Origin of the sequence: Corynebacterium sp. MSK204 (assembly GCF_030229885.1) — a bacterium.
In the GTDB taxonomy this organism is placed as follows: Bacteria; Actinomycetota; Actinomycetes; order Mycobacteriales; family Mycobacteriaceae; genus Corynebacterium.
Window position 1 is genome coordinate 23,430 of record NZ_JASPGQ010000012.1, and the last position, 24,997, is coordinate 48,426.

26 protein-coding genes are annotated in these 24,997 nt (G+C 64.0%); 17 read left to right on the plus strand and 9 right to left on the minus strand.

The window, feature by feature from the left end; all coding sequences use genetic code 11:
* The first annotated feature begins 41 nt into the window (after positions 1-41).
* The 8 genes from QP908_RS08435 to QP908_RS08470 all read left to right on the plus strand — a co-directional run bounded on the left by QP908_RS08435 (position 42) and on the right by QP908_RS08470 (position 9,380).
* Entirely contained in the window at positions 42-1,376 is a 1,335-nt protein-coding gene (locus tag QP908_RS08435; protein ID WP_284772076.1) for a glutamyl-tRNA reductase, read from the plus strand.
* A complete protein-coding gene (gene hemC, locus QP908_RS08440; protein ID WP_284772077.1) occupies positions 1,377-2,273 on the plus strand; it encodes a hydroxymethylbilane synthase in 897 nt (298 codons plus the stop codon).
* 164 nt (positions 2,274-2,437) lie between these two features.
* The gene (locus QP908_RS08445) at positions 2,438-4,159 is read left to right on the plus strand and encodes a bifunctional uroporphyrinogen-III C-methyltransferase/uroporphyrinogen-III synthase (RefSeq protein WP_284772078.1); all 1,722 of its coding nucleotides are present in this window, start codon (positions 2,438-2,440) and stop codon (positions 4,157-4,159) included.
* 29 nt (positions 4,160-4,188) lie between these two features.
* Entirely contained in the window at positions 4,189-5,172 is a 984-nt protein-coding gene (gene hemB / locus QP908_RS08450) for a porphobilinogen synthase (protein WP_284772079.1), read from the plus strand.
* Positions 5,173-5,181: 9 nt separating this feature from the next.
* Positions 5,182-6,360 (plus strand): hypothetical protein, encoded by a 1,179-nt coding sequence (locus tag QP908_RS08455; protein WP_284772080.1) that lies wholly within the window; start codon positions 5,182-5,184, stop codon positions 6,358-6,360.
* The gene (locus tag QP908_RS08460) at positions 6,357-6,911 is read left to right on the plus strand and encodes a tellurium resistance protein TerC (RefSeq protein ID WP_284772081.1); all 555 of its coding nucleotides are present in this window, start codon (positions 6,357-6,359) and stop codon (positions 6,909-6,911) included. Before QP908_RS08455 ends, QP908_RS08460 begins: the two co-directional genes overlap by 4 nt.
* A gap of 51 nt (positions 6,912-6,962) precedes the next feature.
* Positions 6,963-7,997, plus strand: coding sequence for a uroporphyrinogen decarboxylase (gene hemE / locus QP908_RS08465; RefSeq protein WP_284772082.1), 1,035 nt, complete (start codon positions 6,963-6,965; stop codon positions 7,995-7,997).
* On the plus strand, positions 7,998-9,380 hold the full coding sequence (locus tag QP908_RS08470) for a protoporphyrinogen oxidase (protein ID WP_284772083.1): 1,383 nt from the start codon (positions 7,998-8,000) through the stop codon (positions 9,378-9,380).
* A 350-nt stretch (positions 9,381-9,730) separates the two neighbouring features.
* Here the strand turns inward: QP908_RS08470 and QP908_RS08475 are convergent, their stop codons facing one another.
* Together QP908_RS08475 and QP908_RS08480 are read right to left on the minus strand one after the other, a co-directional pair.
* Positions 9,731-10,771 carry an HNH endonuclease signature motif containing protein gene (locus QP908_RS08475; protein WP_284772084.1) on the minus strand — a complete coding sequence of 347 codons (1,041 nt, stop codon included), beginning with the start codon at positions 10,769-10,771 and terminating at the stop codon, positions 9,731-9,733.
* Between the two features lie 115 nt (positions 10,772-10,886).
* On the minus strand, positions 10,887-11,726 hold the full coding sequence (locus QP908_RS08480; protein WP_284772085.1) for an NAD(P)-dependent oxidoreductase: 840 nt from the start codon (positions 11,724-11,726) through the stop codon (positions 10,887-10,889).
* 136 nt (positions 11,727-11,862) lie between these two features.
* On the opposite strand from QP908_RS08480, the gene hemL reads away from it, so the two are divergent.
* The 7 genes from hemL to QP908_RS08515 all read left to right on the plus strand — a co-directional run bounded on the left by hemL (position 11,863) and on the right by QP908_RS08515 (position 18,316).
* Complete coding sequence (gene hemL, locus QP908_RS08485) at positions 11,863-13,173, plus strand: glutamate-1-semialdehyde 2,1-aminomutase (RefSeq protein ID WP_239268818.1); 1,311 nt, start codon at positions 11,863-11,865, stop codon at positions 13,171-13,173.
* A gap of 36 nt (positions 13,174-13,209) precedes the next feature.
* On the plus strand, positions 13,210-13,818 hold the full coding sequence (locus QP908_RS08490; protein ID WP_239268816.1) for a histidine phosphatase family protein: 609 nt from the start codon (positions 13,210-13,212) through the stop codon (positions 13,816-13,818).
* Entirely contained in the window at positions 13,818-14,435 is a 618-nt protein-coding gene (locus tag QP908_RS08495) for a TlpA disulfide reductase family protein (protein WP_239268812.1), read from the plus strand. Before QP908_RS08490 ends, QP908_RS08495 begins: the two co-directional genes overlap by 1 nt.
* A complete protein-coding gene (locus tag QP908_RS08500; protein WP_239268810.1) occupies positions 14,436-15,239 on the plus strand; it encodes a cytochrome c biogenesis CcdA family protein in 804 nt (267 codons plus the stop codon).
* Between the two features lie 7 nt (positions 15,240-15,246).
* Positions 15,247-16,878 (plus strand): cytochrome c biogenesis protein ResB, encoded by a 1,632-nt coding sequence (locus QP908_RS08505; RefSeq protein ID WP_239268808.1) that lies wholly within the window; start codon positions 15,247-15,249, stop codon positions 16,876-16,878.
* Between the two features lie 82 nt (positions 16,879-16,960).
* Complete coding sequence (gene ccsB, locus QP908_RS08510) at positions 16,961-18,058, plus strand: c-type cytochrome biogenesis protein CcsB (protein ID WP_239268806.1); 1,098 nt, start codon at positions 16,961-16,963, stop codon at positions 18,056-18,058.
* Positions 18,059-18,316 (plus strand): helix-turn-helix domain-containing protein, encoded by a 258-nt coding sequence (locus QP908_RS08515; RefSeq protein WP_239268805.1) that lies wholly within the window; start codon positions 18,059-18,061, stop codon positions 18,314-18,316. It begins immediately after the preceding gene.
* Here QP908_RS08515 and QP908_RS08520 read toward each other — a convergent pair.
* A complete protein-coding gene (locus tag QP908_RS08520; protein WP_239268804.1) occupies positions 18,313-18,588 on the minus strand; it encodes a hypothetical protein in 276 nt (91 codons plus the stop codon). The genes QP908_RS08515 and QP908_RS08520 overlap by 4 nt on opposite strands.
* A 38-nt stretch (positions 18,589-18,626) precedes the next feature.
* Here QP908_RS08520 and QP908_RS08525 point away from each other — a divergent pair, with 38 nt between their 5' ends.
* Positions 18,627-18,950 carry a DUF4229 domain-containing protein gene (locus tag QP908_RS08525; protein ID WP_239268802.1) on the plus strand — a complete coding sequence of 108 codons (324 nt, stop codon included), beginning with the start codon at positions 18,627-18,629 and terminating at the stop codon, positions 18,948-18,950.
* A 21-nt stretch (positions 18,951-18,971) separates the two neighbouring features.
* On the opposite strand, the gene QP908_RS08530 is transcribed toward QP908_RS08525, so the two are convergent.
* The 5 genes from QP908_RS08530 to QP908_RS08550 form a co-directional block, all read right to left on the minus strand.
* A complete protein-coding gene (locus tag QP908_RS08530; protein ID WP_239268800.1) occupies positions 18,972-19,877 on the minus strand; it encodes a 1,4-dihydroxy-2-naphthoate polyprenyltransferase in 906 nt (301 codons plus the stop codon).
* Between the two features lie 80 nt (positions 19,878-19,957).
* The gene (gene menE, locus QP908_RS08535) at positions 19,958-21,094 is read right to left on the minus strand and encodes an o-succinylbenzoate--CoA ligase (protein WP_239268798.1); all 1,137 of its coding nucleotides are present in this window, start codon (positions 21,092-21,094) and stop codon (positions 19,958-19,960) included.
* A 66-nt stretch (positions 21,095-21,160) separates the two neighbouring features.
* Complete coding sequence (locus QP908_RS08540) at positions 21,161-21,301, minus strand: hypothetical protein (RefSeq protein WP_023025121.1); 141 nt, start codon at positions 21,299-21,301, stop codon at positions 21,161-21,163.
* A 15-nt stretch (positions 21,302-21,316) separates the two neighbouring features.
* Positions 21,317-22,285, minus strand: coding sequence for a 1,4-dihydroxy-2-naphthoyl-CoA synthase (locus QP908_RS08545; protein WP_239268796.1), 969 nt, complete (start codon positions 22,283-22,285; stop codon positions 21,317-21,319).
* 301 nt (positions 22,286-22,586) lie between these two features.
* Complete coding sequence (locus QP908_RS08550; RefSeq protein WP_239268794.1) at positions 22,587-23,048, minus strand: DIP1984 family protein; 462 nt, start codon at positions 23,046-23,048, stop codon at positions 22,587-22,589.
* Positions 23,049-23,153: 105 nt separating this feature from the next.
* Here QP908_RS08550 and QP908_RS08555 point away from each other — a divergent pair, with 105 nt between their 5' ends.
* On the plus strand, positions 23,154-24,164 hold the full coding sequence (locus tag QP908_RS08555) for an o-succinylbenzoate synthase (RefSeq protein WP_284772086.1): 1,011 nt from the start codon (positions 23,154-23,156) through the stop codon (positions 24,162-24,164).
* Positions 24,165-24,227: 63 nt separating this feature from the next.
* Here QP908_RS08555 and QP908_RS08560 read toward each other — a convergent pair whose 3' ends face one another.
* Entirely contained in the window at positions 24,228-24,773 is a 546-nt protein-coding gene (locus QP908_RS08560; RefSeq protein ID WP_239268790.1) for an OsmC family protein, read from the minus strand.
* Positions 24,774-24,997: the final 224 nt, after the last annotated feature.

Below are 24,997 nucleotides of genomic sequence, written 5' to 3' on the forward strand. Positions count from 1 at the left end.
GGAACCATTGCGGTCAATCAAAAGGTTGAGGAGTGTGGAGCATGAGCGTGCTCGTTGTGGGAATGTCCCACCAATCGGCACCCGTGGCGTTGCTGGAAAAATTGAGTATGGACGATGTGGTGCAGCATTCCGCTTGCGGGCGGTTGGTTGACACCGAGTCCCTTACTGAGGCGATGATCATTTCCACGTGTAACCGCCTCGAGGTCTATACGGTGACCAATTCCTTCCACACCGGCGTGCAGGACGTCATCCGGGTGCTGCAGGAAGTCTCCCACGTCGATGAGGAAGAGCTGCGCAATTACCTTTACGTGCGCTATGCCGATGCCGCCGCGGAACACCTCATGTCCGTTACCTCCGGCCTGGATTCGATGGTGGTGGGCGAGCAACAGATCATCGGTCAGGTGCGTTCTGCCTACCAGTCCGCCTCCGAGCAGGGCACGGTTGGCCCGCGCATCCACGCCTTGGCGCAGTCCGCGCTGCGTGCCGGCAAGCGCGTGCACTCGGAGACGGAGATCGATAAGGCCGGCGTCTCAATGGTGACTTTCGCCTTTGACCAGGCGCTGCAGCGCCTGAATGCGGAGGATCTGCAGGGCAAGTCCGCGCTCGTGCTCGGCGCCGGGGCGATGGCCTCGCTTGCGGCCACCCACGCGGGCCGGCTGGGCATCGGCGAGCTGGTGATTGCCAACCGCACCCGCGAGCGCGCCGAGCGCCTCGCCGGCCACGCTGAGGAGGCCGGCGTGCGCACCCGCGTGGTGGACTTTCAGGACCGCGCCACCGCGCTTGCCGATGTCGACCTCGCCATCTCCGCCACCGGCGCCGAGGGCTTTACCATTACCGCGGCCGACATCCCGCCCGCGCACCCGCTGATGTTCATTGACCTCTCCCTCCCACGCGATATCGATGACGCGGCAACGAAAATCGATGACGTGGATTTGGTGAATATCGAGCGCCTGAGCAAGTCCCTGTCTGCGGCCGCCACCGATGTTGCGGCTGGCACGGACCCGCACGAGCAGGCCCGCGCCATCGTGGATGAGGAGCTCGCCGCCTATACCTCCGCCCAGCGCGTGCGCGATGTGGCGCCGGCTGTCAGCGCCCTGCACCGCCGCGCGGCGGACCTCGTGGAGTGCGAGGCGGCTCGCCTGCAGCAAAAGCACCCGGAGCTAGAGGGCAAGCAGCTTGCCGATGTCCAAGGCGCCCTCAAGCGCGTCGCCGACAAGCTGCTGCATGAACCGACGGTGCGGGCGAAGAAGCTGGCGGCATCGGATAGCAGTTTTAGCAGCGAAAATGCCCTGCAGGAACTCTTTGGCCTGCAGCTGGAAGGCTCCGGCGTTGCCGTGGCCGTCAATGAATTGCCCACGCTGAATAAGGAGGCGTAAATGTTCCAGATTGGTACCCGTGGCTCCAAGCTCGCCACCACCCAGGCAGGACACGTCCGCGATTGGCTTATCGATGCCGGATTCGATTCCGAACTCCACATCGTCACCACCGCCGGCGATACCAATATGGCCCCGGTCGAGCGCATCGGCGTGGGCGTATTCACCCAGGCGCTGCGTGAGGCGCTGTACCGCGGCGAATGCGATATCGCCGTGCATTCCTTCAAGGACCTGCCCACGGCCGAGGATGACCGCTTCCGCCTGGTCATCCCGCAGCGCCAGGACAGCCGCGAGGTGCTGGTTGCCCGCGATGGGATGACCTTGATGCAACTGCCAGAGGGCGCGCGGGTAGGAACCTCGGCGCCGCGCCGCATCTCCCAGCTGGCCGCCTTGCGCCCGGACCTGGAGATCCGCCCGCTGCGCGGCAATATCGATACCCGCATGTCCAAGGTGACCGACGGCGAGCTTGATGCCGTGGTGCTGGCCTATGCCGGCCTGCTGCGCGGCGGCTACGAGGATCGGGCGAGCGATATCTTCGATCCAGAATTATTCATGCCTGCCCCAGCCCAGGGTGCACTGGCCATCGAGGCCGCCGCCGGCACCGAGGCGGCCGCGGCATTAGACGCCATTGTTGATTATCAAGCCACCTCCGCCGCCCTTGCCGAGCGCGCCGTTCTCGCCCGCCTCGAGGCGGGCTGTACCGCGCCCGTGGCCGCTACGTCCCGCTGGAACGGCGATCAACTCACGGTGCGCGGCGGCGTCTTTGCGCTGGATGGTTCCCGCCAATTGACCGCCACCGCCTCCGGCGCTGCGATGGACGCAGCGGAAGCGGCGGAGTTGGGCACGCGGGTCTCTGATGAGCTTTTCGCCCAAGGCGCGGCCGACCTGCTAGGTCAGTAATTTCTACTTTAAGCGCTAATAATTTAAGGTGTAGATACCATAGATCATTTTTTGCAATGATACCCGGCCCCCTTTAAGGGCATCCCAGGACGTCGCGCCTGGGATTTTGGCCGTTATGACCTTGATACCCACCGACGGCGCGGGGAGAAACACTGCAGGCGATCATGTCCGTGTGCGGTGCCGCGGGCCCAGATCTAGAAAAGAACTTTATGAGCAATGCTGTGTCAGACACCCAGTTGGGCAAGATCGTCTTCGTGGGCGCTGGTCCGGGAAACCCAGACCTGCTGACCGTCCGCGCCCGCGAAGTTCTGGCCAATAACGCTATCGCCGTGGCCGATCCGCAGGTCATGCAGGGCGTGCGCGATGCCGTCGCCACCGCGCTGCCCGTCCCGCAAGAGCTGCTCGACGCCGCGGAAGAGGAATACGCGCAGATGTGCGCCGATGCCAAGGCCAAGGGCGCGCGCCGCAAGCCGCCCCGCCCGCCGGCGCCGACCGCCGCGGTTATCTATGCACCGGGCGAGGACATCGTGAGCCAGCTGCGCGAGTGCCTTGCCGAGGCCGATGGCGAGGATGTCATCCGCCTCGTGACCGGCAACCCGCTCAACCGCGAATCCATCAAGGCCGAGATCAACGCCGTGGCTTCCGCCGGCCTGGAGTTCCAGGTCGTGCCGGGCATGTCCCTGCCCTCAACCGTGCCGTCTTTTGCCGGGCTAGCCTTGGGCTCGACGTACACAGAGGCCGATGTCACCGATGGCGCCGACTGGGACGCGCTCGCCAATGCCACCCAGCCCATCGTCTTGCAGGCCACCAAGGAAGACTTGGCGGAGATTTCCACCGAGCTGCAGCAGCGCGGCATGCCGGCGGAAACCGAGGCATTTGTGACCGTCCACGGCACCACGCGTCTGCAGCGCACGTACGAGACGACGCTGGGGACCATCCCCAAGCTGGACGCGGACCTGTCCGGCCCGCTGGTGGTGACGCTCGGCCGCAGCATCGATGACCGCACCAAATACTCGTGGTGGGAAAACCGCCCGCTCTACGGTTGGCGCGTGCTAGTTCCGCGCACCAAGGAACAGGCCGGGCCCATGTCCGCGCGCCTGGCCGGCTACGGCGCCATCCCGCAGAACGTGCCGACGATTTCCATCGAGCCGCCGCGCAACCCGGCGCAGATGGACCGCGCCATCAAGGGCATCGTCGAGGGCCGCTACAAGTGGATCGTCTTTACCTCCGTCAACGCCGTGACCGCCGTGTGGGATAAGATTTCCCAGCTCGGCCTGGATGCGCGCGATTTTGCCGGCGTGCATCTTGCCGCCGTGGGCACCAAGACCGCCGATGCCATCCGCGCCAAGGGCATGGTGCCGGAGCTTTTGCCGCACAAGAAGAAGCAAAACGCCGAAGGGCTGCTCGAGGTTTTTCCCAATTACGTCGAGGACATCGACGCCGTCAGCCGCGTTCTCCTGCCGCGCACCGATATCGCCGCCGATACGCTTGTCGATGGCCTCCAAGCCCTCCAGTGGGACGTCGACGACGTCGTGGCCTACCGCACCGTGCGCGCCGCCCCGCCCTCGGCAGAAATCCGCGACATGATCAAGACCGGCGGCTTCGACGCCGTGGCCTTTACCTCCGGTTCCACCGTGCGCAACCTGGTGGGCATCGCCGGCAAGCCGCACCAACGGACGATCATTGCGTGCATCGGGCCATCGGCAAGCGCAGCAGCAGAAGAGCTGGGCCTGCGCGTTGATGTCGTGCCGGATGTTGCGGACGTGCCCGCGCTTGTCGATGCCCTCGCCAGCCACGTCGCCGCCCTCCGCGCCGCCGGTAACCTGCCCGCGCCCCGCAAGAAGCGTCGCGCTCGCAAGAAGACTACTAAGGTCGAGAAGGCGTAAGTTTTTAGTCTCGCTCTAAGGAGTACCCAATGAGCTCATTTCCTGCCCGCCGCCCCCGTCGCCTGCGCTCCACGCCGCAGATGCGCAACCTCGTCGCCGAAACCACGCTGCGTCCATCGGACTTAATTCTGCCGATGTTTATCGCAGACGGCCTCGATGAGCCGAATGAGATTTCTTCCATGCCCGGCGTGTACCAGCACACTTTTGACTCGCTGCGCCGCGCGACCGAGGAGGCCCTCGAGGCCGGGGTTACCTGCGTGGATCTGTTCGGCGTGCCGCTGGACAAGGACAAGGACGCCACCGGCTCCGTGGCCTGGAATCCCGACGGCATTTTGAACCGCGGCATCGCCGCCCTGCGCGAGGAATTTGGCGATGACCTCATCATCATGGCCGATACCTGCCTCGACGAGTTCACCTCGCACGGGCACTGCGGTGTCCTCGATGACCAGGGCCGCGTGCTTAACGATGAATCCGTCCAGCTCTACCAAAAGATGGCCCGCTCCCAGGCCGAAGCCGGCGCTCAGATCATTTCGCCGTCTGGCATGATGGACGGCCAGGTTGCCGCCATCCGCGCCGATCTCGATGAGGCCGGGCGCGACGACGTCTCCATCATGGCCTACTCCGCGAAGTACGCCTCCGCCTTCTTCGGACCGTTCCGCGAGGCCGTCGGTTCCTCCCTTGAGGGAGACCGCCGCACCTACCAGCAAGACCCGCGCAACTTCCGCGAATCCCTGCTGGAGGCCGAGCTCGATATCGAGGAGGGCGCCGACTTCGTCATGGTCAAGCCGGGCTTGCCGTATTTGGATGTCTTGTCCGCAATCGCGGAGACTTCCTCGGTACCCGTCGCCGTGTACCAAGTCTCTGGCGAGTACGCGATGATCAAGGCCGGCGCCGCCAACGGCTGGGTCGATGGCGAGGCCATCATGCTCGAGTCTCTTACCGCCTTCAAGCGTGCCGGTGCCGACCAGATCCTGACGTACTTCGCCACCGAAGCCGCACGCCTGCTCAAGTAAAGGATTTTTGTGACACAGCCTTCTTCTCGTCCGACGCCGCCGCCCGCTTCGCCGCCTTCGCCGCAGCAGCCGGGAGACCTGGGGCCGCAGCAGCCGGGCGACCCGCGCGGCCAGCAGGAGCCGCACCCCGGCACCCCGAGCCCACAACCGGGTGACCCGGGGGCGCAGCCTGGAGATCTGCTAGGCAAGAAGGAGCCACAGCCGGGCAACCCAGGCCCACAGCCAGGCGACCCGCGACCACAGCACGGTCAACAGGAGCCGCAACCGGGCGCTCCAGGGGCACAGCCCGGGGATCCGCGTGGCCAGCAGGGGCAACAACCCGGAACCCCGGGGCCGCAGCGCGATAAGCAGCGTGAGCCTCAACGAGAATCGCGGCCCAAGCCGGAGCCCGGCAAACCGCGCGGCCAGCAGGGGAAGCCGAGTCCGAATCAAACTGGCGGCGGCCGGCAGGGCGGCAAGGACGCGAAGGGCGGTTCCAAGCGCCCCGAGACCGTGGTCTACATGCTGTGGCTATGGCTGGGCGTCGTCGTCGGCGAGACAGTTCACCAGATCCTCAACGTGGTGCTGACCCTGCTCAACCACGATGTGCTCATGGCGCAGGCCAAGCAAATGGTCGAAAGCACCTCGGGTGGCGAAGACGGCGAGGAAGTATCGGATTCCTTTATCGAAATGGCCGCCTATGGATCGGTGGCGCTGTCGGCTGCCATTGCCGTCGGCGTGCTGGTGCTGCTGCTGTTTTTGCTGAAGTCGCTGGCGGGGCCATCAAAACGCGCGGGCACCTCGCGCCGCATCTGGTTCGCCTTTTCCATTTACTTTGGCTTCCGCATCCTGCTGACCTTCATGGTCACGCCCGCGGGTGCCGACGTCCCCGACTGGCTCTTCGCCTCCGACGGCATGGTGCAAATCCTGGTCGGCGTCGCCGCCGTATTAGGTCTTATTTTCTCCATAAAGCCCGAGACCCTCGACTACACCGGCGAGCTGGAGCAAATGCGCGAGCTGGAAAAGGAACTCGAACAGGCGCGCCGGGATAAAGAGCGCGAGAAGCGCGAAAAGCAGGAGGCCAAGGAGAAAGACGCCCAAGAGAAGGACGCCAAGCAAAAGGACCCCAAAGATAAAGTCGGTCGCAATCAGCCTCCGCGGAATTCCGGCTCCCAAAACAGGGGCGATGACCACAAGGCCAACCGATGACCAGCATGTTCCCCGGCCACGGCCGGCGCGATGATGATCGGAACGGCGGTTCTGCGGATAAGAATCATCGCCCGGGGCCCCGTGACTATAACCGCCCTGTGCAGCACACCACCCAGGATCAAGACTTGTCCGTGTGGCCGCGCCCGCTCCAGTGGGCGTATTGGGTTCTCGTTGTTGCAGCCGTCATCATGCTGGTCAGCGGCATGGTCGGCATCTTCGGCGGAGGCGGCGAGCAGATGGAGCCTTCGGATTCGCGCATCGCCGAGTACGTGCGGTCGAACCGCCTATTCGTCTCGGTATTTAATATCATCGGCGCGATCCTTCTGGCGCTCTTTTCCGCGCAACTCGCCAACGGATCGAAGTGGGCGCGCCGTATTATCTCCGTCGTCATTGCGATTGCCCTCTTCTTCAATATCGCGGCCCTAGCGCTTGGCATTGGCGGGCTTGGCCTGCTGATTATCGCCGTGACGCTGCTAATCGCGGTGGTTCTGCTCTTCCGGCCCCAGTCCAACCGGTTTATCGCCCACCGCAGCCTCCACGGGCGCGACTGACGTGCGCGGCAAATTAGCCCCTGCTCCAACTTTTGATTCATAATGAGGGGTATGTCTCGACTTAACCGCGCCCCCATTATCGATGCCGCCCTCGGCCGCACCCCCTCCCGCCCGCCAGTGTGGTTGATGCGTCAAGCTGGTCGCTCCCTGCCGGAGTACCGCGCCGCCCGCGAGGGCATCAGCATGCTGGACTCTTGCTTCATGCCGGAACTCCTCGCAGAAATCACCCTGCAACCGGTGCGCCGCCACGACGTGGACGCGGCCATCCTCTTCTCCGATATCGTCGTCCCGCTCAAGGCCGCCGGCGTCAACGTCGACATCGTGCCCGGCCGCGGGCCGGTGATGGAGAAGGCGGTGAGGGAGAAGGGGGACATCGGCAAGCTGCCTATCCTTGATACCGACGTGCCCGAAGTCGCCCAAGGCATTGCGGGCATCCTCGGCGAGCTTACCGAGACCCAAGCGCTCATCGGGTTCGTCGGCGCGCCATTTACCCTGGCCAGCTACCTCATTGAGGGCGGGCCGTCCAAGAACCACGAGCGCACCAAGGCGCTCATGCACGCCGAGCCCGAGACGTGGCACATGCTCATGCGCCGGCTCGTGCCCACCATCATTAATTTCCTGCGGGTGCAGGTCGATGCCGGCATCGACGCCATGCAGCTTTTCGATTCCTGGGCCGGCTACCTCAACGAGCGTGACTACCGCGAGTTCGTGCTGCCATATTCGCAGGAAATCCTCGCCAGCGTCGATATTCCGCGCATCCACTTCGGCGTGGGCACCGGGGAGCTGCTACAGGCGATGTCCGAAGCCGGCTCCGAGGTCATGGGCGTGGACTACCGCGTGGCCATGGACGCCGCCGCCCAGCGCGTGAACTCGCGTGTGCTGCAGGGCAACCTCGACCCGGCGCTGCTTTTTGCCGGCGACGATGCCGTGCGCCAGGCCGTGCGCACCATCCGCGGCGAGGTGGAGCGCGCCCAGCAGCGCGGCGATATCGACACCCACATCTGGAACCTTGGGCACGGGGTGCTGCCCACCACCGACGCGGAGGCCATCACCCGCGCCGTATCCATCATTCACGAGGAGGGCTAAATGCGTATTGCCATCATCGGTGCCGGCCTCGCCGGCCTTACCGCCGCCTACGAACTGCGTGATCACGACGTCGAGGTTTTCGAGGCCGCCGGGCGCATTGGCGGCAAGCTGTATTCCGTGCCGTTTAATGACGGCCCCACCGACATGGGCGCCGAGGCCTTCCTCGCCCGGCGGCGCGATGCGGTGGAGTTCTTCCACTCCCTCGGCCTTGCCGGCAGTTTAGTTGACCCGTCAGGTTTGCGCTCGCTGGTTTACAGCGGGGAGCTCAAGGCCCTGCCGCAGGGCGGGGTGATGGGCATTCCGTCGCATTCCGCGCCGGTCGCGCACCTGGTTTCGGAGGAGACGGCGCGGCGCATCGATAACGAGCAGCCCTTCGAGTGGACCGTGGGCGGCGACGTTTCGGTCGGTGAGTTGGTGCGTCAACAATACGGCGGCGACCTGGTGGACCGCGTGGTTTCCGCGCTGCTGGGCGGGGTGTACTCATGCACCGCCGATGACCTGGGCCTGCGCGCCACCATCCCCACGCTTGCCGATGCCCTCGATTCCCTCGCCGCCTCCCACCCCGTCACCCTTTCTGCGGCCGTGCGCTCCCTTGAGGAAGCCCGTGCGGATAACCCCAGCGGTTCCGGGCCCGTTTTCCAGACCTTCCGCGGTGGCTACGCCGAGGTTTACGAGACCCTGGCGGAAAAATCCGACGCGAAGATTTTCGTTGACACGTTCATTTCTGGCATCACGCGCAATGGCGATAAGTTCCACCTGACCGGCGCGCCGGGCGATACCGCGCCCTTCGACCGCGTGCTGGTAGCTACACCAGCACCGACCGCCGCGCGTCTGCTGCCCAAGGTGGCTCCGGATGCGGCGACGCGGTTGAAGGGGGTGAAGCTGGCGGCATCGGCAGTCGTGGGCCTCAAATTCGAATCCGACACCGATCCCTCCGGCACCGCGCTGCCGCAAAACTCCGGCATCCTCGTCGCCACCGACCAAGATGACGTGCATGCAAAGGCGTTTACGTTGTCATCGCGCAAGTGGCCCCACCTGGCAGAGCGCGGCGGAGCGTTGGTGCGCGCCTCGTTCGGCCGGTTCGGCGACGACGCCATCGTCCGCGCCGAGGAAGACGACCTCGTGGACTACGCCCTCGATGACCTGCAGCACCTGACCGGCTTCGACGGCCGCGCGGCTGGCGTTGCCGAAATCTTCACACAGCGCTGGTTCGGCGGCCTGCCCCGCTTTGATTCCACCCACCTCGACACCGTGGCCGCCGTGCGCGATGCCTTATCCCAGTCCCCAGGCGTCGACGTCACGGGTGCCTGGGCCGGCGGCGTGGGCGTGCCTGCGGTCATCGCGGATGCGCGCGCTGCCGCCGCCCGCATCGCTGGCAGCTAGCTCGCGTGGCTGGGCGGCTGGGACCCGCATCGAGCATCAGAAGCTGGCCTCGGCTGCAACTAGCGCCGGCTGCAACTGGTGCCGGTCGCACCTAGCGAAGTTGGTGGCTGGCGCTGCCGGTAGTTAAGAATCGCCGGCGGTCCCGCGCCTGAACCGTGTCGCGGTCCGGAGCTGGAGCGCGACGGTTTTAGGCATGCCTAAACAGGCAGCAGGGTTACTGCTGCCTGAACAGGCGTTTGCGGCCGATTCCGCGCGTGCGGAAACCTGACATGCGCGCAGATAATTGGCATGTGCGAGGACCTGTCCCTCTCCCAAGAATGGCGGCGGGACCTGGGCGCTAGGTGCGAATACTAGGTTCCGGCGCTGGGGCCGGGCACGGCATCGGGCACGGCATCGGCCCAGGGCGGTTGCCACACCACCCGCCCGCGCCTGCGGGTGAGGCGACCGCGGCGAGGTGGGGCATTCGGGTCATCGTCGTTGACGCCGTTGTGGTACGGGCAGCAGGCCGCGAGGTTGGCCATATTGGTATCGCCGCCGTGCTGCCAGGCTTCGAGGTGGTGGATTTGGCACTTATCCGCGGGATAGTTGCACCGCGGCCACGGGCAGACGGGGTTTTCAGCGGCGGCCATGAGCCGCTGCTTCTCGTTGGCCATGCGCTCGGTGCGGTAGAGGTTCACCGCGCCCTCGAAGGGATGCACGAGGGTGATAAGGCCGCGCTCGGAAAGGGTGCGCGCGACCAATTCGGCGCCGGTCAGCCGCGCCCCGTTGGTGAGCTGGATGGTGATTTCTTCGCCGTCACCATCGATGATGCGGTCGAGCTCGTCGAGCGTGATGATCGCATTGGTCGTCACCGTGGGGCGCGGGGCGGCGGAGCCGGAGAAAAGGCCCGCGACGGAGTCTAAGGGCGCATCTTCGTCCAGGTTGGACTCCAAGTCAGCGATGAGGGCGGAGGGCCCAGTAATCGCGAGCGTCCACGGCGCATCCTTGCGGCGGCGAATGCGGACGCCGGGGCGCGGCGGGGTGGGCGGATTAATCTCACGCAGCTTCTTGCGCGCGAGCTTTTCCATCTCATCGGTATCCGCGGCGGTGCGGCAGAGCTCCACCCTCAGCTGCCACGCCTGGCGCTTGGTCTTGGCGCGCGTGGCGTAGCGCTCGATGACCTCGAGCGTTGGCAGCGCGTGGGCGCGTTCGCGGGCGGCGGCCACGGCGCGGCGTTGTTGCCGGGAAAAGGAGGTGGGGGAGAAGAAGGCATCGGCAAGCGTGAGCAGCGTGCGCGCCGTCCGATTCGGCGCACCGGCCGCGCGCAGCTCGCGGGCGGACATGCCTGCGCACCCGGCGACGATGTCGATGCCGGGCGCCAGGGCCGCGAGGTATGCCTGAAGTGCTGTCATGCCCCGCAGCTTAAGGTGATAGCGCAACTAAAGCGCGGCGCGCGGGCGCAGCCTGTGGATAATTCGGCCCAAAGGCGCTAAAAAGCCGCGGTTCGTTGACGCGACATGTGAATAACTAGCCCTTATTGCGGAAAACGAAGATGGATGAGAAGTCCTGGTTTCCGTGGCCCATGTCCTGCATCTCGGCGAAGCGCTCGATGGCGGCGGACACGGCGGGCAGGGGCTTATCGGAGGTCTTCTCCATGAGCTTGGCGTCCTTGGCCAGGGCGTCGACGGTGAAATCGCCGGGGTCGGTATTGCGCTCGCCGGTGATGAACGGGCCTTTCATATTGGACATGAACGACAGGCCAGTGATGTCGAGCATCTGCAGGATTACCTCGGAATCGAGACCCTCGGACTCGCCGAGCTGCAGGGCCTCGAGCAGGCCTTCGGCGGTCACGGCTAGGGCAAGGTTGGCCAGCAGCTTGCCGATGGCCGCCGTCGCCGCCGTTTCCACCCCAATCAGCTTCTCTTCGCCGGCCCAGGCCTCGGCAAGGCCGAGGGCGACCTCGCGGCGGTCATCGTCGGGCGTGCCAACATAAACGCCCAGGTTGCCCTCGCGCGCCGGGCCCAGCGAGCCCACGACGGGGGAGTGGACGTAGGAGTCGACGGCGGCGGCGAACTCGCGGGCATCGTCAGGCGAGACCGTCGTAGTGTCGATCCAGGTAATGCCCTCGGGGATAAGCTGCGGCTCGATGATCACCTCGCGGATCTGGTCGGGGCCGAAGAGGGAGGTGATGATGACCTCGGCGCCCTCGATGGCCGCGGCGGGGGTATCGGCGCGCGCCGCGCCCTCGTCCACGAGGGGTTGCGCGCGCTCGGCGGTGCGGTTCCACACCGTCAGCTCGTGCTCAGAGAGTAGGTGGCGGGCAAGCTCGGTGCCCATGCGTCCGGTTCCTAAAAATGCGATCTTCATACCTCCCCAGTGTGCCATCTCAGCGTGAATGCCGTTTTCTATGACGTATCACGGAACCTCAGGGAACGTTGGCGGGTTGCTGTGAATTCCACCGACATGCACAGTCAAACTTTTGTATGGCGCGCGAGTCGCTAGAATGACAGACATGCCTAATACTTCCCAGTCGCAACAGTGGTTCGAGCGTTCCTCCAAAGTCATCCCGGGCGGGGTGAACTCGCCGGTGCGCGCTTTCGGCTCCGTGGGCGGCCAGGCCCGCGTGATTGAGCGGGGCGAGGGATCGCGCCTGTGGGATGTCGACGGCAATGAGTACGTCGACCTCGTGAGCTCCTACGGCCCGATGATCCACGGCAATGCGCACCCGGAAATCGTCGAGGCCGTGCAGCAGGCTGCCACCGGCGGGCTGAGCTTCGGCACGCCGACGGAGGGTGAGGCGCTGCTGGCGGAGGAAATCGTCAAGCGCACTGCGGCCGATAAGGTGCGCATGGTTAACTCCGGCACGGAGGCGACCATGTCGGCGGTGCGTTTGGCCCGCGGTTACACCGGCCGCGCGAAGGTGCTGAAGTTTGAGGGTTGCTACCACGGGCACGTGGATGCGCTGTTGGCATCGGCAGGCTCGGGCGTGGCGACGTTCGGCCTGCCGGATTCGCCGGGCGTGACGGGTGCGACGGCGAAGGACACCATCGTCGTTCCTTATAACGATCTGGATGCGGTGCGCGAGGCCTTCGCGGAGAACGAGGGGCAGATTGCCTGCATCATTGCGGAGGCCTCTGCCGGCAATATGGGCACCGTGGCTCCGAATGAGGGTTTCAACGCGGCGCTGAAGGAAATCGCGCATGCCGATGGCGCCCTGCTCATCCTCGACGAGGTTATGACCGGCTTCCGCACCTCCTATAAGGGCTGGTACGGCGTCGATGGCGTGGCGGCGGACCTGGTGACCTTTGGCAAGGTGGTTTCCGGTGGCCTGCCGGCTGCGGCCTTTGGCGGTCGCGCCGAGGTCATGGACTACCTGGCGCCGGATGGTCCGGTCTACCAGGCGGGCACCTTGTCCGGTAACCCGGTGGCGATGGCCTCGGGCCTGAAGTCGCTGCAGCTTGCCGATGAATCCCTCTACCCCCGCCTGCAAGAAAAGGCCGACCAGCTCGGCGCGATGATTTCTTCCGCGCTGGAGGCCGAGGGCGTGGCGCACCACATTCAGCGCGCGGCATCCATGTTCTCCATTCGCTTCGCAGAGGGCGAGGGCCGCAACTTCGCGGATATGCAGGCCGCGGAGAACTTCCGCTTTGCCCCGTTCTTCCACGCGCTGCTTGAAAACGGCATCTACGTGGCACCGAGCGCGTTCGAGACCTGGTTCGTCTCTGATGCTCTTGGCGATGCCGACTTCGAGCGCATCGATGCCGCCCTCAAGCCTGCCGCGAAGGCCGCGGCCGCAGCGCGTCCCGCACAATAAGGCCTGCGTAACTAGGCCTGCTCAATAAGGAGAGACATGACACGCACCATCGTTCACCTCGTGCGCCATGGCGAGGTACACAACCCGGGCAAGATCCTGTACGGGCGCATCCCGGGCTATCACCTATCCTCGCGCGGGCGTTCCATGGCCGCGCGGACGGCGGAAAGCTTCCGCGATCATGATGTGACCTATTTGGCGGCCTCGCCGCTGCAGCGCGCGCAGGAAACGGCGCGGCCGATTGCGCAGGTGACGGGGCTAAATGTGGACGTCGATAAGACGCTCATCGAGTCCGGTAACCAATTCGAGGGCCTGCGCACCAAGGGTTTGCGCTCGGCGCTGTGGAACCCGCGGCACTGGCCGAAGATGGTCAACCCGCTGGAGCCGTCGTGGGGTGAGGCGTATGAGGGCATCGCCGAGCGCATGCTCGGTGCGGTCGACCGCGCGCATACCGCGGCGGAGGGGCATGAAGCCGTGCTGGTGAGTCACCAGCTGCCCATCGTGATGGTGCAGCGCACGGTGCTGGGCCAGCGCCTGCCGCATGCGCCGTGGAACCGCGAGTGCGCGTTGGCCTCGGTAACCTCGCTGCTTTTTGAGGATAACCAGGTCACCGATATCTTCTACTCCTCGCCGGCGCAGGAGATTTAATGGCACGTACACGCACCCGTGCGGCAACGCGCGTTGTGGCAGCCGCGCTTTCTATAACCGCCCTGACCTTGACCGCCTGCACGCAGGACGCCGAGAACGCGCAGAACGCGGTGGCCACCGGCGGCGAATTCGAATTCATCTCCCCGGGCGGGGAGCGGGAAATCCACTACGAGGAAGCCGATAGGAAACCGCTGCGCAGTTTCAGCGGCGCCGATGTCCGCGATACGAATAAGACCATTTCCTTGGATGACTACGAGGGTGAAGTCGTGGTCTTGAATTCCTGGGGCCAGTGGTGCGCGCCGTGCCGCGCTGAGGCCGATGACCTGCAGGCAGTGCACGCAGAGCTGCAAAAACGCGACCTGGGTACCGTCTTAGGCATCAACGTGCGCGACTATAACCCGCAGGTATCCAATGACTTCTTGGACGATAACGGGCTGGAGTACCCCTCCATCTATGACCCGCCGTTTAAGACGGCCGCGGCGCTCGGCGGCGTGCCTACGTCCGTGGTGCCGACCACGATCGTCTTGGATAAACAACACCGTCCGGCTACCGTTTTCTTGCGGTCCATCACTACCGATGACGTGATGGATGTTGTGGATAAGTTAGAAAAGGAATAAATGGATTACGCAGCAAATATCGGCGGCCAGTTTGCCGAAGCTGCCACCTCCGGCCCGTTGATCCTCGGCATCCTCGCCGCGGCTCTGGCGGGTCTCGTCAGCTTTGCCAGCCCCTGCGTCATCCCGCTGGTGCCCGGCTATATCTCGTACCTCGCCAGCGTGGTTGGCGGTGAGGTGAGCTATGACGAGAAGCTGGGGGTGGGCGTCGGCAAGCGCAGGCAATGGGCCGTCGTGCTGGCGGCAGCGCTGTTCATCTTGGGCTTTACCGTGGTCTTTGTGCTGGCGACGGTCTCGGTCTTTGGCGCGATTTCCGCGCTCACGCTCAACGCCGATACGCTGATGCGCGTGGGCGGCGGCGTCACCATCTTGATGGGCGTGGTTTTCCTGGGCGCGATTCCGGCGCTGCAGAAAGACACGCGCTTGGCGCCAAAGCGCTGGACCACGTGGCTGGGCGCGCCACTTTTGGGCGGCGTGTTCGCGCTGGGCTGGACGCCGTGCCTGGGACCCACGCTGGCGGCGATTGTGTCCATTTCCGCCGGTACCGAAGGCGTGACCGCCGCCCGCGGCGCCCTGCTCATCGTGGGCTATTGCCTGGGCCTTGGCCTGCCGTTCCTGCTGGTGGCGCTGGGATCCGCCCGGGCGATGCGCACCATCTCGTGGGCCCGCAAGCACTCGCGCACCATTCAGATTATTGGCGGCGTGGCGATGATCCTCGTGGGCGTTGCCCTGATTACCGGCCTGTGGGGCGAGTTTATTTCCTATATCCAGAAATGGACCGTGGACTACGGCGCAACCCTCATTTAGGAGAAACGTGAAATATATCCGCAAAGCCTGGCGCTGGCTTACCAGCATGCGCACCGCGCTGGCCCTGCTTTTCCTGCTGGCGCTCGCCGCCATCCCCGGCTCCCTCTTGCCGCAGCGCGATCTGAACGAGCAGAACGTGCAGGAGTTCATCGAATCCAATGGCACCGTGGCGGAAATCTACGATAAGCTGCAGCTTTTTGATGTCTTTTCCTCCATCTGGTTCCAAGCCATCTTCCTGCTGTTGGCGGTCTCGCTCATTGGCTGCATCATTCCGCGCTCGATCGATCACTACAAGGCGTGGCGCACACAGCCCACGCGCGCGCCGAAGTACCTGCACCGCCTGCCGCTAAGCGCCGAGGGGCATTCGGATAAGAGCGAGGAAGAACTCAGCGCGGAGATCCACAAGCGCCTGAAAAAGTGGCGCGTGGCAGAATACACCCCGAATGAGGACCGCGCCGGGGTGCACGCCTTTTCCGCTGAGCGCGGCTACGGCCGCGAGCTGGCCAACCTCATTTTCCACGTCGCCCTGGTGGCGATCTTGGTCACCGTGGCCGCCGGCCGCCTGGTCAACTACGAGGGCCAGGTCATCGTGGTTACGGAATCCGGCTCGCAGGGCGGCAATACCTCGCTGGAGCAGTCCACGGAGTTCTGTAATACCTCCACCTCGAACTTTGACTCCTTCCGGGCAGGGCCGCTTTTCGATGGCACCGGGCTCCACCCCTTCTGCATGACCGCGCACGACTTCACCGCGAAGTACCTGCCCAATGGCCAGGCGGAGATGTTTACCTCCAATGTCTCTTATGCGGAAGGCGACGATATTTATAAGGATCCTTCCGAATGGAAGGACTACGAGCTCAAGGTCAACCACCCGCTGCGCCTGGCACAAAACCGCGTCTACCTGCAGGGCCACGGCTATGCGCCGACGGTGACCGTGGAGTGGCCGGATGGTGAAAAGCGCACGCAGACCATTCAATTCCAGCCCACTGACACGACCTTCTTCCTGTCTTCGGGCGTGCTGCGCTTTGACCCGCCGGCGGGCATGTACCCGGATCTTTTCGAGCGCCGCCAAAACCAGCTGGCCATCCAGGGCCTCTTCGCCCCAACGGCCGAGTGGAGCGGTGAGAACGGCAAGCTTTTGCAGTCCTCTCACCCGGGCCTGAATGATCCGGCGCTGGCGGTCGATATTTACCGCGGCGATGCTGGCCTCGATACCGGTACGCCGCAGTCGCTCTTTTCGCTGGATTCAAGCCTCGTACACTCCGGGCAGCTGCAGAAGATCGACCGCGTGAACCTGAGCCAAGGCGATGACGTCACGCTTGACGATGGCACCAAGATCACCTTCAACGGCGCCAACGAGTTTGCCAATTATCAGGTCTCCTATGACCCATTCCAGAAGTGGGTGCTGGCATCCGCGCTAATCATGTTGGTATCCCTGGTGGCCTCGTTGATGATTAAGCGCCGCCGCGTCTATATTCGCCTGCGGCCGGATTCCGCCGGCGGCACCACCATTGAGATGGGTGGTCTCGCCCGCACCGACCGCGCCGGCTGGTCCGAGGAATTCCATGAGCTGCACCGCGCGCTCTTGGAGCTTCCGGATCCAGATGAGGTGGAAGAAGACAAACTCTATACTGATGAGTAATCCAACTATAGTTGGATCCCGCTGTGTGCATGAGTAAGGTAATCAGCATCATCCCGCACGTGTGAAGGCTAGGTGGACTCCCTTGCAGATCGATCAGAATCTGTCGAACTTCTCGGATCTCGCGGTGCAGACCGCATTCGTGGTGTACTGCGTCGCGCTTCTTATGTCGCTGTTGTACTACGGCCGCATACGCAGCCTTATCGAGGCGCACCGCGTCAACCGCTCGGAGGCGTCCAAGGTATTGGTCGGCGCTGGAGCCGAGGCTGGTGCCGCGGCTGCTCCCGCCGCCGGAGCTGGCGGCGGCGATACCGGTGCTGACGCTGCAACCGGCACGGGCGCAACGGATGTCGGCACCGACTACGAGGCTGAGGCGTCGTCTGCGGCTGCAACCTTGAGCGAGGAAGAAGTCGCGGACAAGGAACGCAAGCTGGATAAGCTTGGCGGCATGACCAGCTCGCTGATGTGGGTGGGCATTGCCCTGCACGCCGCGGCTATCGTGCTGCGCGGGCTGGCCACGGGGCGTTTCCCGTTTGGCAACCTTTACGAGTACGTGTTGATGGTGTCCTTCGGCGTGCTCTTGGTGGGCAATATCGCCATGCAGCGCAAGGAATGGCGCACGGTCTGGCCGTGGATCCTTACCCCAGTGCTGGCGCTGATGTTTTACGGGTCTACCAAGCTGTATGCGGAGTCCGCACCTGTGGTGCCGGCCCTGCAATCGCACTGGCTGCCCATTCACGTCACGGTGGTGTCCTTGGGCGCGTCCATCGGCATCATTTCCGGCATCATCTCGCTATTGACCCTGTTGCGCCAGTGGCAGCCAAAGAACGCGGAGCGTGGCATTTTTGGTGCTCTGGCTTATCCGCTGCCATCCGCGGCCAAGATTGACCGCTTGGCGTACCGCTTGGCCGTTATCACCCTGCCCACCCTGGGCCTAGGCATCATCTTGGGTGCCATCTGGGCCGAATCCGCGTGGGGTCGCTTCTGGGGCTGGGATCCGAAGGAAACCATGTCCTTTGCCACCTGGATTCTTTATGCGGCCTACCTGCATGCGCGCGCCACCCCGGCCTTCCGCAAGGCGGCGCCGTGGATCAACGTTTTGGCCATGGCGGCGATGGTATTCAACCTCTTCTTCATCAATATGGTGGTCTCCGGCCTGCACTCCTATGCGGGGCTGAACTAAATGGCCACCAACCATAGCCCGCGCAATAAGCAGGGAAAGCCCGCCGGCGATAACGAGCTCATCCTGGGCTTGGGCGCGCAGATTGCGCAGCGGCGGCGTGAGTTGGGCATCGTCCAGCAGCAGCTTGCCGATGCCGCCCACATCTCCCGCTCCACCCTCCACACCATCGAACACGGTGGGGCAGGCGTGCGGTGGGAAAAGGTTACCGCCGTGGCAGAAGCGCTGGGCTTGGAGATGCGGTTCGTGCCAAAGGATTAATCCTGGTTGTCTTCTTGGCCCTTTGAACCATTGTTGCCGTCGGCGTCGCGAGTGCGGCGCTGGCGGCGTTTTTCTTCCTCGACCTCCTGTTTGCGGCGCTGCTTGAAGCGCTCCTTTTCCAGGTTCCACAGGAACTCCTCGTCATCATCGGGGCCCTTGATGGAACGCGGTTGTTCTTCAACCTGGCGGGACTTCCAGGATGATGGCCCAAAGGCCTTCCACACCAGGTAGGCGGCGAGGACAAAAAGCAGTAGGAGGATTAGTCGACCCATGCAGATTATTCTACCTGTACGGCGTACAATCGACCCCCATGACGCACAACCCTGAGCCACCGAAACCGGACCCCGAACTGCGCCGTCGCTCCCGCAAGGCGCTTTGGAAATACGGGCTCGCGCGCGTGGTGCTTTTTATCGCGCTCACCGCGGTCATTGAGCTGCTGGCGGTAGCGATTGGTTTCCCCATCCCCGTCCTCATGGCAGCGCTCCTGGCGCTCTTTGTTGCCCTGCCGCTATCGATGCTGATGTTTAAAAACTGGCGCATCGAGGCCACGCAGACGCTGGCGGAATACTCCGCGCAGCGCAAGGCGCACAAGCGCTGGGTGCAAGCCGAATTGGAAGGCCGCGCGGAGGCCTAGGCGCGCAAGCCTGGCCCTTGACTAGACGAGGGCGACGGCGATGGCCTCGATGACTGCCCAGATGAGCATGGCGCGCCCGGTCAGCCCTAGCACGGGGATGAGCTGGGGTCCGGTGGCGCCGCGGTTGACGGTGCGCACCGCGCGGAGTGCAAACGGGAAGTAGACCAGGCCTGCGAGCGCGAGCCAGCTGCCAAAGGCGACCGCGATGGTGAGTATGAAGGGCAACAGCAGCAGGCCGGTAAAGAGCAGGCGGGCGTTCTTATTGCCCAGCCGCACCGCGAGGGTGATCTTGCCGGCCTCGGCATCGGAGGGAATATCGCGGATATTATTGGCCAGGTTCACCCCGGAGCTCATGGCGCCGATGCCGATGGCGAGGGCCAGGCCCGTCCAAGAAATGCGACCGGCTTGGGTAAATTCGGTGCCGAGCACGGCGACGAGGCCGAAGAATATAAAGACGGCGACCTCGCCCAGGCCGCGGTAGCCGTAGGGGTTCTTGCCGCCGGTATAAAACCACGCGCCGGCGATGCACAGCGCACCGATGAGGATGAGCCACCAGGCACCAGCGGCCAGCGACAGGAAGATTCCGGCCAGACCGGCGACGGCAAAGCAGCCAAAGGCGGCGTATTTCACGTGGCGCGGCTGCGCAAGCCCGCTGCCGGTCAGGCGCTGCGGGCCGGTGCGGTCATCATCGGTACCGCGGATACCATCGGAATGGTCATTGGCAAAGTTCACGCCGATGATAAGCGCCCACGCCACGATGAGCGCGAGCACCGCGCGGCCGATATGCCCGCTATTAATGCCGAAGGCCGCGCCCGTACCGGCGATAACGGGTGCGAAGGCATTAGCCCACGTATGCGGGCGGGCGCCATTGATCCAATCCTGTGCGGTAGCGGAATAATTACCGGCTGATGAAGTCATAGCCACCATTGTGCCACTGGGCTGGCAGCGTTTAGCAATCAGGAAGCCGGGGCCGAGGCCGGAGTCGAGGCCGGGGCCCGCGGTGGAGGTTAGGCGCTAAAGAGGGCGGCAACGGCCTGGCGGTCGATCTTGCCGGGGCCGGTGGTGGGAAAGTCCGCGAGGCGCTTTAAGTCCTTAGGCAGCTGCCAGCGGGGAAGTTCGGCGTCTTCGAGGGCTTCGAAGATATCGCCAAGCTCGGCATTACCGGTATAGGCGGCCACGATGGCCTGGCCCAGCCGCGGGTGCGGGATACCGACGACACACGCCTCCTCAACACCCGGCACGCGGAGGATCTCGCGTTCCAAGACCTCTGGGTGCAGCTTGAGCCCACCGGAGTCGATGACATTATCGAGGCGTCCGGTTACGGTGAGGATGCCATCTTCGATGACGCCGGCATCGGAAGTGGCAAACCACCCGTTTCCGGGAAACGCCTCGTGGCTTGGGGCGTTGCGGTAGCCCTGCGCGATGGTGGGCCCGCCGAGTAGGATGCGGCCGTCTTGGACGCGGGCGGTCGTCCCGGGCAGGGGGCGGCCATCGTAGACGCAGCCGCCGGCGGTTTCGGAGGAACCGTAGGTGGTGGTGATAGTGATGCCCCGCTCCGTGGCCGCGGCGTGCAGGCGCGGGTGGATGGCGGCCCCGCCCACCAAGATGGCATCGAAACTCTGGAGCGCGTCGATACCTTCCGGTGTATCCATGGCCTTGGCCAGTTGCAGCGGGGTCAGCGCGGTGTAGGTGCGATCACCGGTGCGGGAGAGCTCCGCGGCGGCGCGGGCGAAGGCGGAGATATTAAAGCCTGCGCTGAGATCGAGGCAGAGCGGATCCACCCCGGCCACCAGGGAACGGACGAGGACTTGGATGCCGGCGATGTGGTGGGCGGGCATCGCCAAGAGCCATTGCCCAGGGCCACCGAGGACCTGGTGGGTGGCATCGGCGCTGGCGACCAGGTTGGCCGGCGTTAGTTGAGCGCCCTTTGGGGTGCCGGTGGACCCTGAGGTGGAGACCACGAGCGCGATGTCCGCGGCGATGGGCTCGCCGGCGCGTTGGGAATTGCGCAGGAGGGTGGCGCGGGTGGCATCGGCAAGCGGCAGCGGCAAAAAGCAGGACCTACCGGCAATGGCTGATTCGAGGTCCGGCAGGATGGCCGCGGGGTCATGCGGATCAACGGGCAAGGGGGCGAGGATAGTCACGGCAGTAGATCTTAAGGCTACGGCGGGACAAAGCCCGGTTGCGGCCGGGGTGAGTCGATGCGGGAATCAGCGGTACGTGTCCTCTTGATCAAAGGGCCGCTCGTTATTGGCCTCGGCTTCTTTAATGCGGCGCAGCATCCACACGCGCGAGCCGAGAACGCCCCCGACGGCGAGGATCGCAAGCAGGATACAAAATGCGATGAGCACGGTGCGGGGCACTCCTTAGTAGTAATAGGGGAATTCGTCCCAGTTAGGCTCGCGCTTGTCCAGGAAGGACTGCTTGCCCTCGACGGCCTCATCGGTCATATAAGCCAGGCGGGTGGCCTCGCCGGCGAAGACCTGCTGGCCCATCAGGCCATCATCGGTAAGGTTGAATGCGAATTTCAGCATGCGCTGGGCGGTGGGGGATTTCATATTGATTTCCTGGCCCATGCGGATGGCGGTGTCCTCGAGCTCGCCGTGGTCTGCGACCTCATTGACCGCGCCCATCTCATACATGCGCTGGGCATCGTAGGTGCGGCCCAAAAAGAAGATCTCGCGGGCGAATTTCTGGCCCACCATCTTGGCCAGGTAGGCCGAGCCATAGCCCGCATCGAAGGATCCGACGTCCGCATCCGTCTGCTTAAAGCGCGCCTCCTGGCGGGAGGCCACGGTCATATCGCAGACCACGTGCAGCGAGTGCCCGCCGCCGGCGGCCCACCCATTGACCACGGCGATAACCACCTTGGGCATGGTGCGGATAAGCCGTTGGACCTCCAGGATGTGCAGGCGGCCGCCTTCGACCTTGGCGCGGGCCTCGTCGACGCTGGATTCATCCGCCGTCGCATCATCGTGGGCGTGCTCGGTGGCGTAGCGATACCCCGACCGGCCGCGAATGCGCTGGTCACCGCCGGAACAAAACGCCCAGCCGCCATCCTTTTGCGAGGGCCCATTGCCAGTAAGCAAGATCGTGCCCACATCCGGGGTGCGGCGGGCGTGATCCAAGGTGCGATACAGCTCATCTACGGTGTGTGGCCGGAAGGCATTGCGCACCTCGGGCCTGTCGATGGCGATGCGCACGATGCCATTCTTCCGGCCGTCCGCCGCCAGGCGGTGGTAGGTGACGTCCGTGAGATCCCCAAAGCCCTCAACCGGGCGCCACAATTCCTCGCGGAACGGATTTTCGGTGCTGTATTTCTTCTGCTCGCTCATAGCGCCCAGCATAGTGGGCGCGAAAAGTTTAGTCCCCATTCCCAACCCTCACCTCTACGCACTGCCCAGCATGCTGGTAATAATCGATACTCAATAACTGCGAGGGGTTATCCCGCAATGTACCCGTGTACCCTATGCTGGCGCGGTCATCAATACTGTGGGAAGACTCGAACTCCCTCAACCCTTTAACGCCAAAGGGTGCCTACATGTCCTCGAATTTCCCCTCGAAGGCGGGGGCATACTCGCTGCATGTGCGTAAAGGCTACCGCCACGCGCGCGGCGTGGCATGACTAAAGCTTCGCTATGGAGTTATCAGTTCCGTATTCCAGTTCAACTGCTGGATGCGGGTATCAAGCTCCCGGAACTGCTTGGACAGGTCATCGACCCGCTTGCGCAGCTCTGCTACCGGCAGCGTGGCCACAAACTTAATCTCCGCGCGGGAATAGCGGTCCTGCCGCGCGCCCGCGGCTTGGGCGAGGTCGTGGTAGATGCGGCGGGTGCGCACGAGGCCATCGCGAAGCGCAAGGGCCTGCATCAGGTTCTTCTCGCCATCAAAATCCGTGGCCACGTTCGTGGCATTGATGGCCTGCACGAGCTTATCGATGCGCCCGGTAATGCCCTCCAACTCGCGCAAAAGCTCGGCCGGATCCTCGTCCGGGGTATCGCCCTCCTGCACGCGTACGACGGAAAGTAGACGCTCGCGCAGCTCATTGAGCCGGTCCTGCGCCTGGGCGCGCTCTGCTAATGCCTCTGCCAGTAACATGGTTCCTCCTTCAGGGGTAGGTAGGAACCAACGTAGCCGGGGTGGGGGCTGGGGTCAATGGGTTGTGGTCCGCAGCGCGAGCGGCGTGCCAGCTACCATGAGCCTATGAACATCGATGACGTTCTCGACCGCGCCCACGTAGTCTCCCTCCCGCTGGCCGTGAAGTTTCGCGGCATCACCACGCGAGAGGCGTTGCTTATTGATGGGCCAGCCGGTTGGGGTGAATTTGCGCCGTTCCTGGAATACGGGCCCGCGGAATCGGCCGCGTGGCTGCGCGCCGGGTTGGAGGCCGCTTACGAGGGATTTCCGGAGCCAGTCCGAGAGTGGGTAGAGGTCAACGCCACCATTCCCGCCGTTCCCGCCAGCGAGGTACCCGCGATTGTGGATCGCTACCCCGGCTGCCGGACGTTCAAGATCAAGGTGGCGGAGAAAGGCCAGACGCTTGCCGATGACATTGCGCGCGTCCACGCCGTTCGCGAGCACGTCAGCGCCCGGGGGGTTATCCCGGTGCTGCGCGTGGATGCCAATGGCGGCTGGAGTGTGGCCGAAGCGGTAGAGGCCGCCCAGGCACTCATGCCGCTGGACTATATGGAGCAACCCTGCGCGAGCGCGGAAGAACTGGTGGAGGTGCGCAGGCAGCTCATGCGCAACGGGCTTTTTGTGCGCGTGGCCGCGGATGAATCCATTCGCAAGGTTGAGGATCCATACCGCGTGGCGGATCTGCAGGCGGCCGATGTAGCAGTGGTTAAACCTGCACCGCTGGGCGGGGTGCGCCGCGTCCTCGAGGTGGCACAGCACCTGCGCGAACGGCACATGGATATTACAGTGGCCTCGGCGCTGGATACCTCCATCGGCATCAATATGGGCTTGGCGGCGGTGGCGGCGTTGCCGCAAATCTATGATGACGAGGACATCGACGTTACCCCGGCCGCAGCGGGCCTGGCCACGGGCAGCCTTTTTGAGGAAGACGTCACCGCGCCACGCCAGCTACACGACGGGCACCTGCGCGCCGAGATCCTCGCCCCAGAACCGGACCGCCTGTCCGACCTAGCCGCGCCGGCCGAACGCCGCGAGTGGTGGTTCGAGCGCCTCCGGGAATCGTGGCAGCACCTGTAGTTGCGCCTAAAAGCATAAGAAAAAGCGCCTGGCACTTGCCAGGCGCTTTTATCTATCTAAACCTTAGACCAACTCGTGGGTGAGGTTGGCCGGGCGGGTGTAGGTATTAACAACCGGGGACCACTTGATGGCGTCGTCCACGATCTTCTGCAGGGTCTCCTTGTCGGCGTCGCCGTCGATATTGACCTTAACGTTGACGTCGGAAACGCCCGGGCGCTTGTCCTCGCCCAAGTCACCAACGCCCCAGGTTGGGGAGAGGTCGATGTCGCCAACGATGTCGAGCTCCAGCTTGGTCAGGGTAACGCCGCGGTGCTGAGCGATGGCCTGGATGCCAACGTTGATGCAGGCGCCAAGACCGGCCTGAGCGACCTCGGTGGGGTTGGGTGCGGAGTCATCGCCAAGCAGCGGCAAAGGCTCGCCCACCTTGATGGTGTGGTCGCGCACGGTGGTGTTATTGCGGAAGAAACCGTCAGCCTCGGTGTGGGTGCGGACGTGCTTCTTGGCACCCTCAGGGTTGTCGATGTTCTTCTGTGCTAGGTCGTTGAGCTTCTCGCCGTCGATGGGCTCGAGAGCGTCGCCTTCGTTGTGGTTTGGGGTGAGATCAGACATTAAATTGCTCCTTGTATCAGATGTTTATTAACTGATGGCGCCATGGTAACGCGAAGGCAAATATAAATCTAGAACAAGGGGTCTATTTTGTAGAGAATGCCAGGTCTAGAGTGAATATAAATGTGTGCACCGCATTTGCTGACCTGTGAATTTAGAAATTGACACCGTAGTGCGCCCGGCCTAGGTTCGTTCTGAACAAACCACTTGGTCTAGTTAAGAAAGAA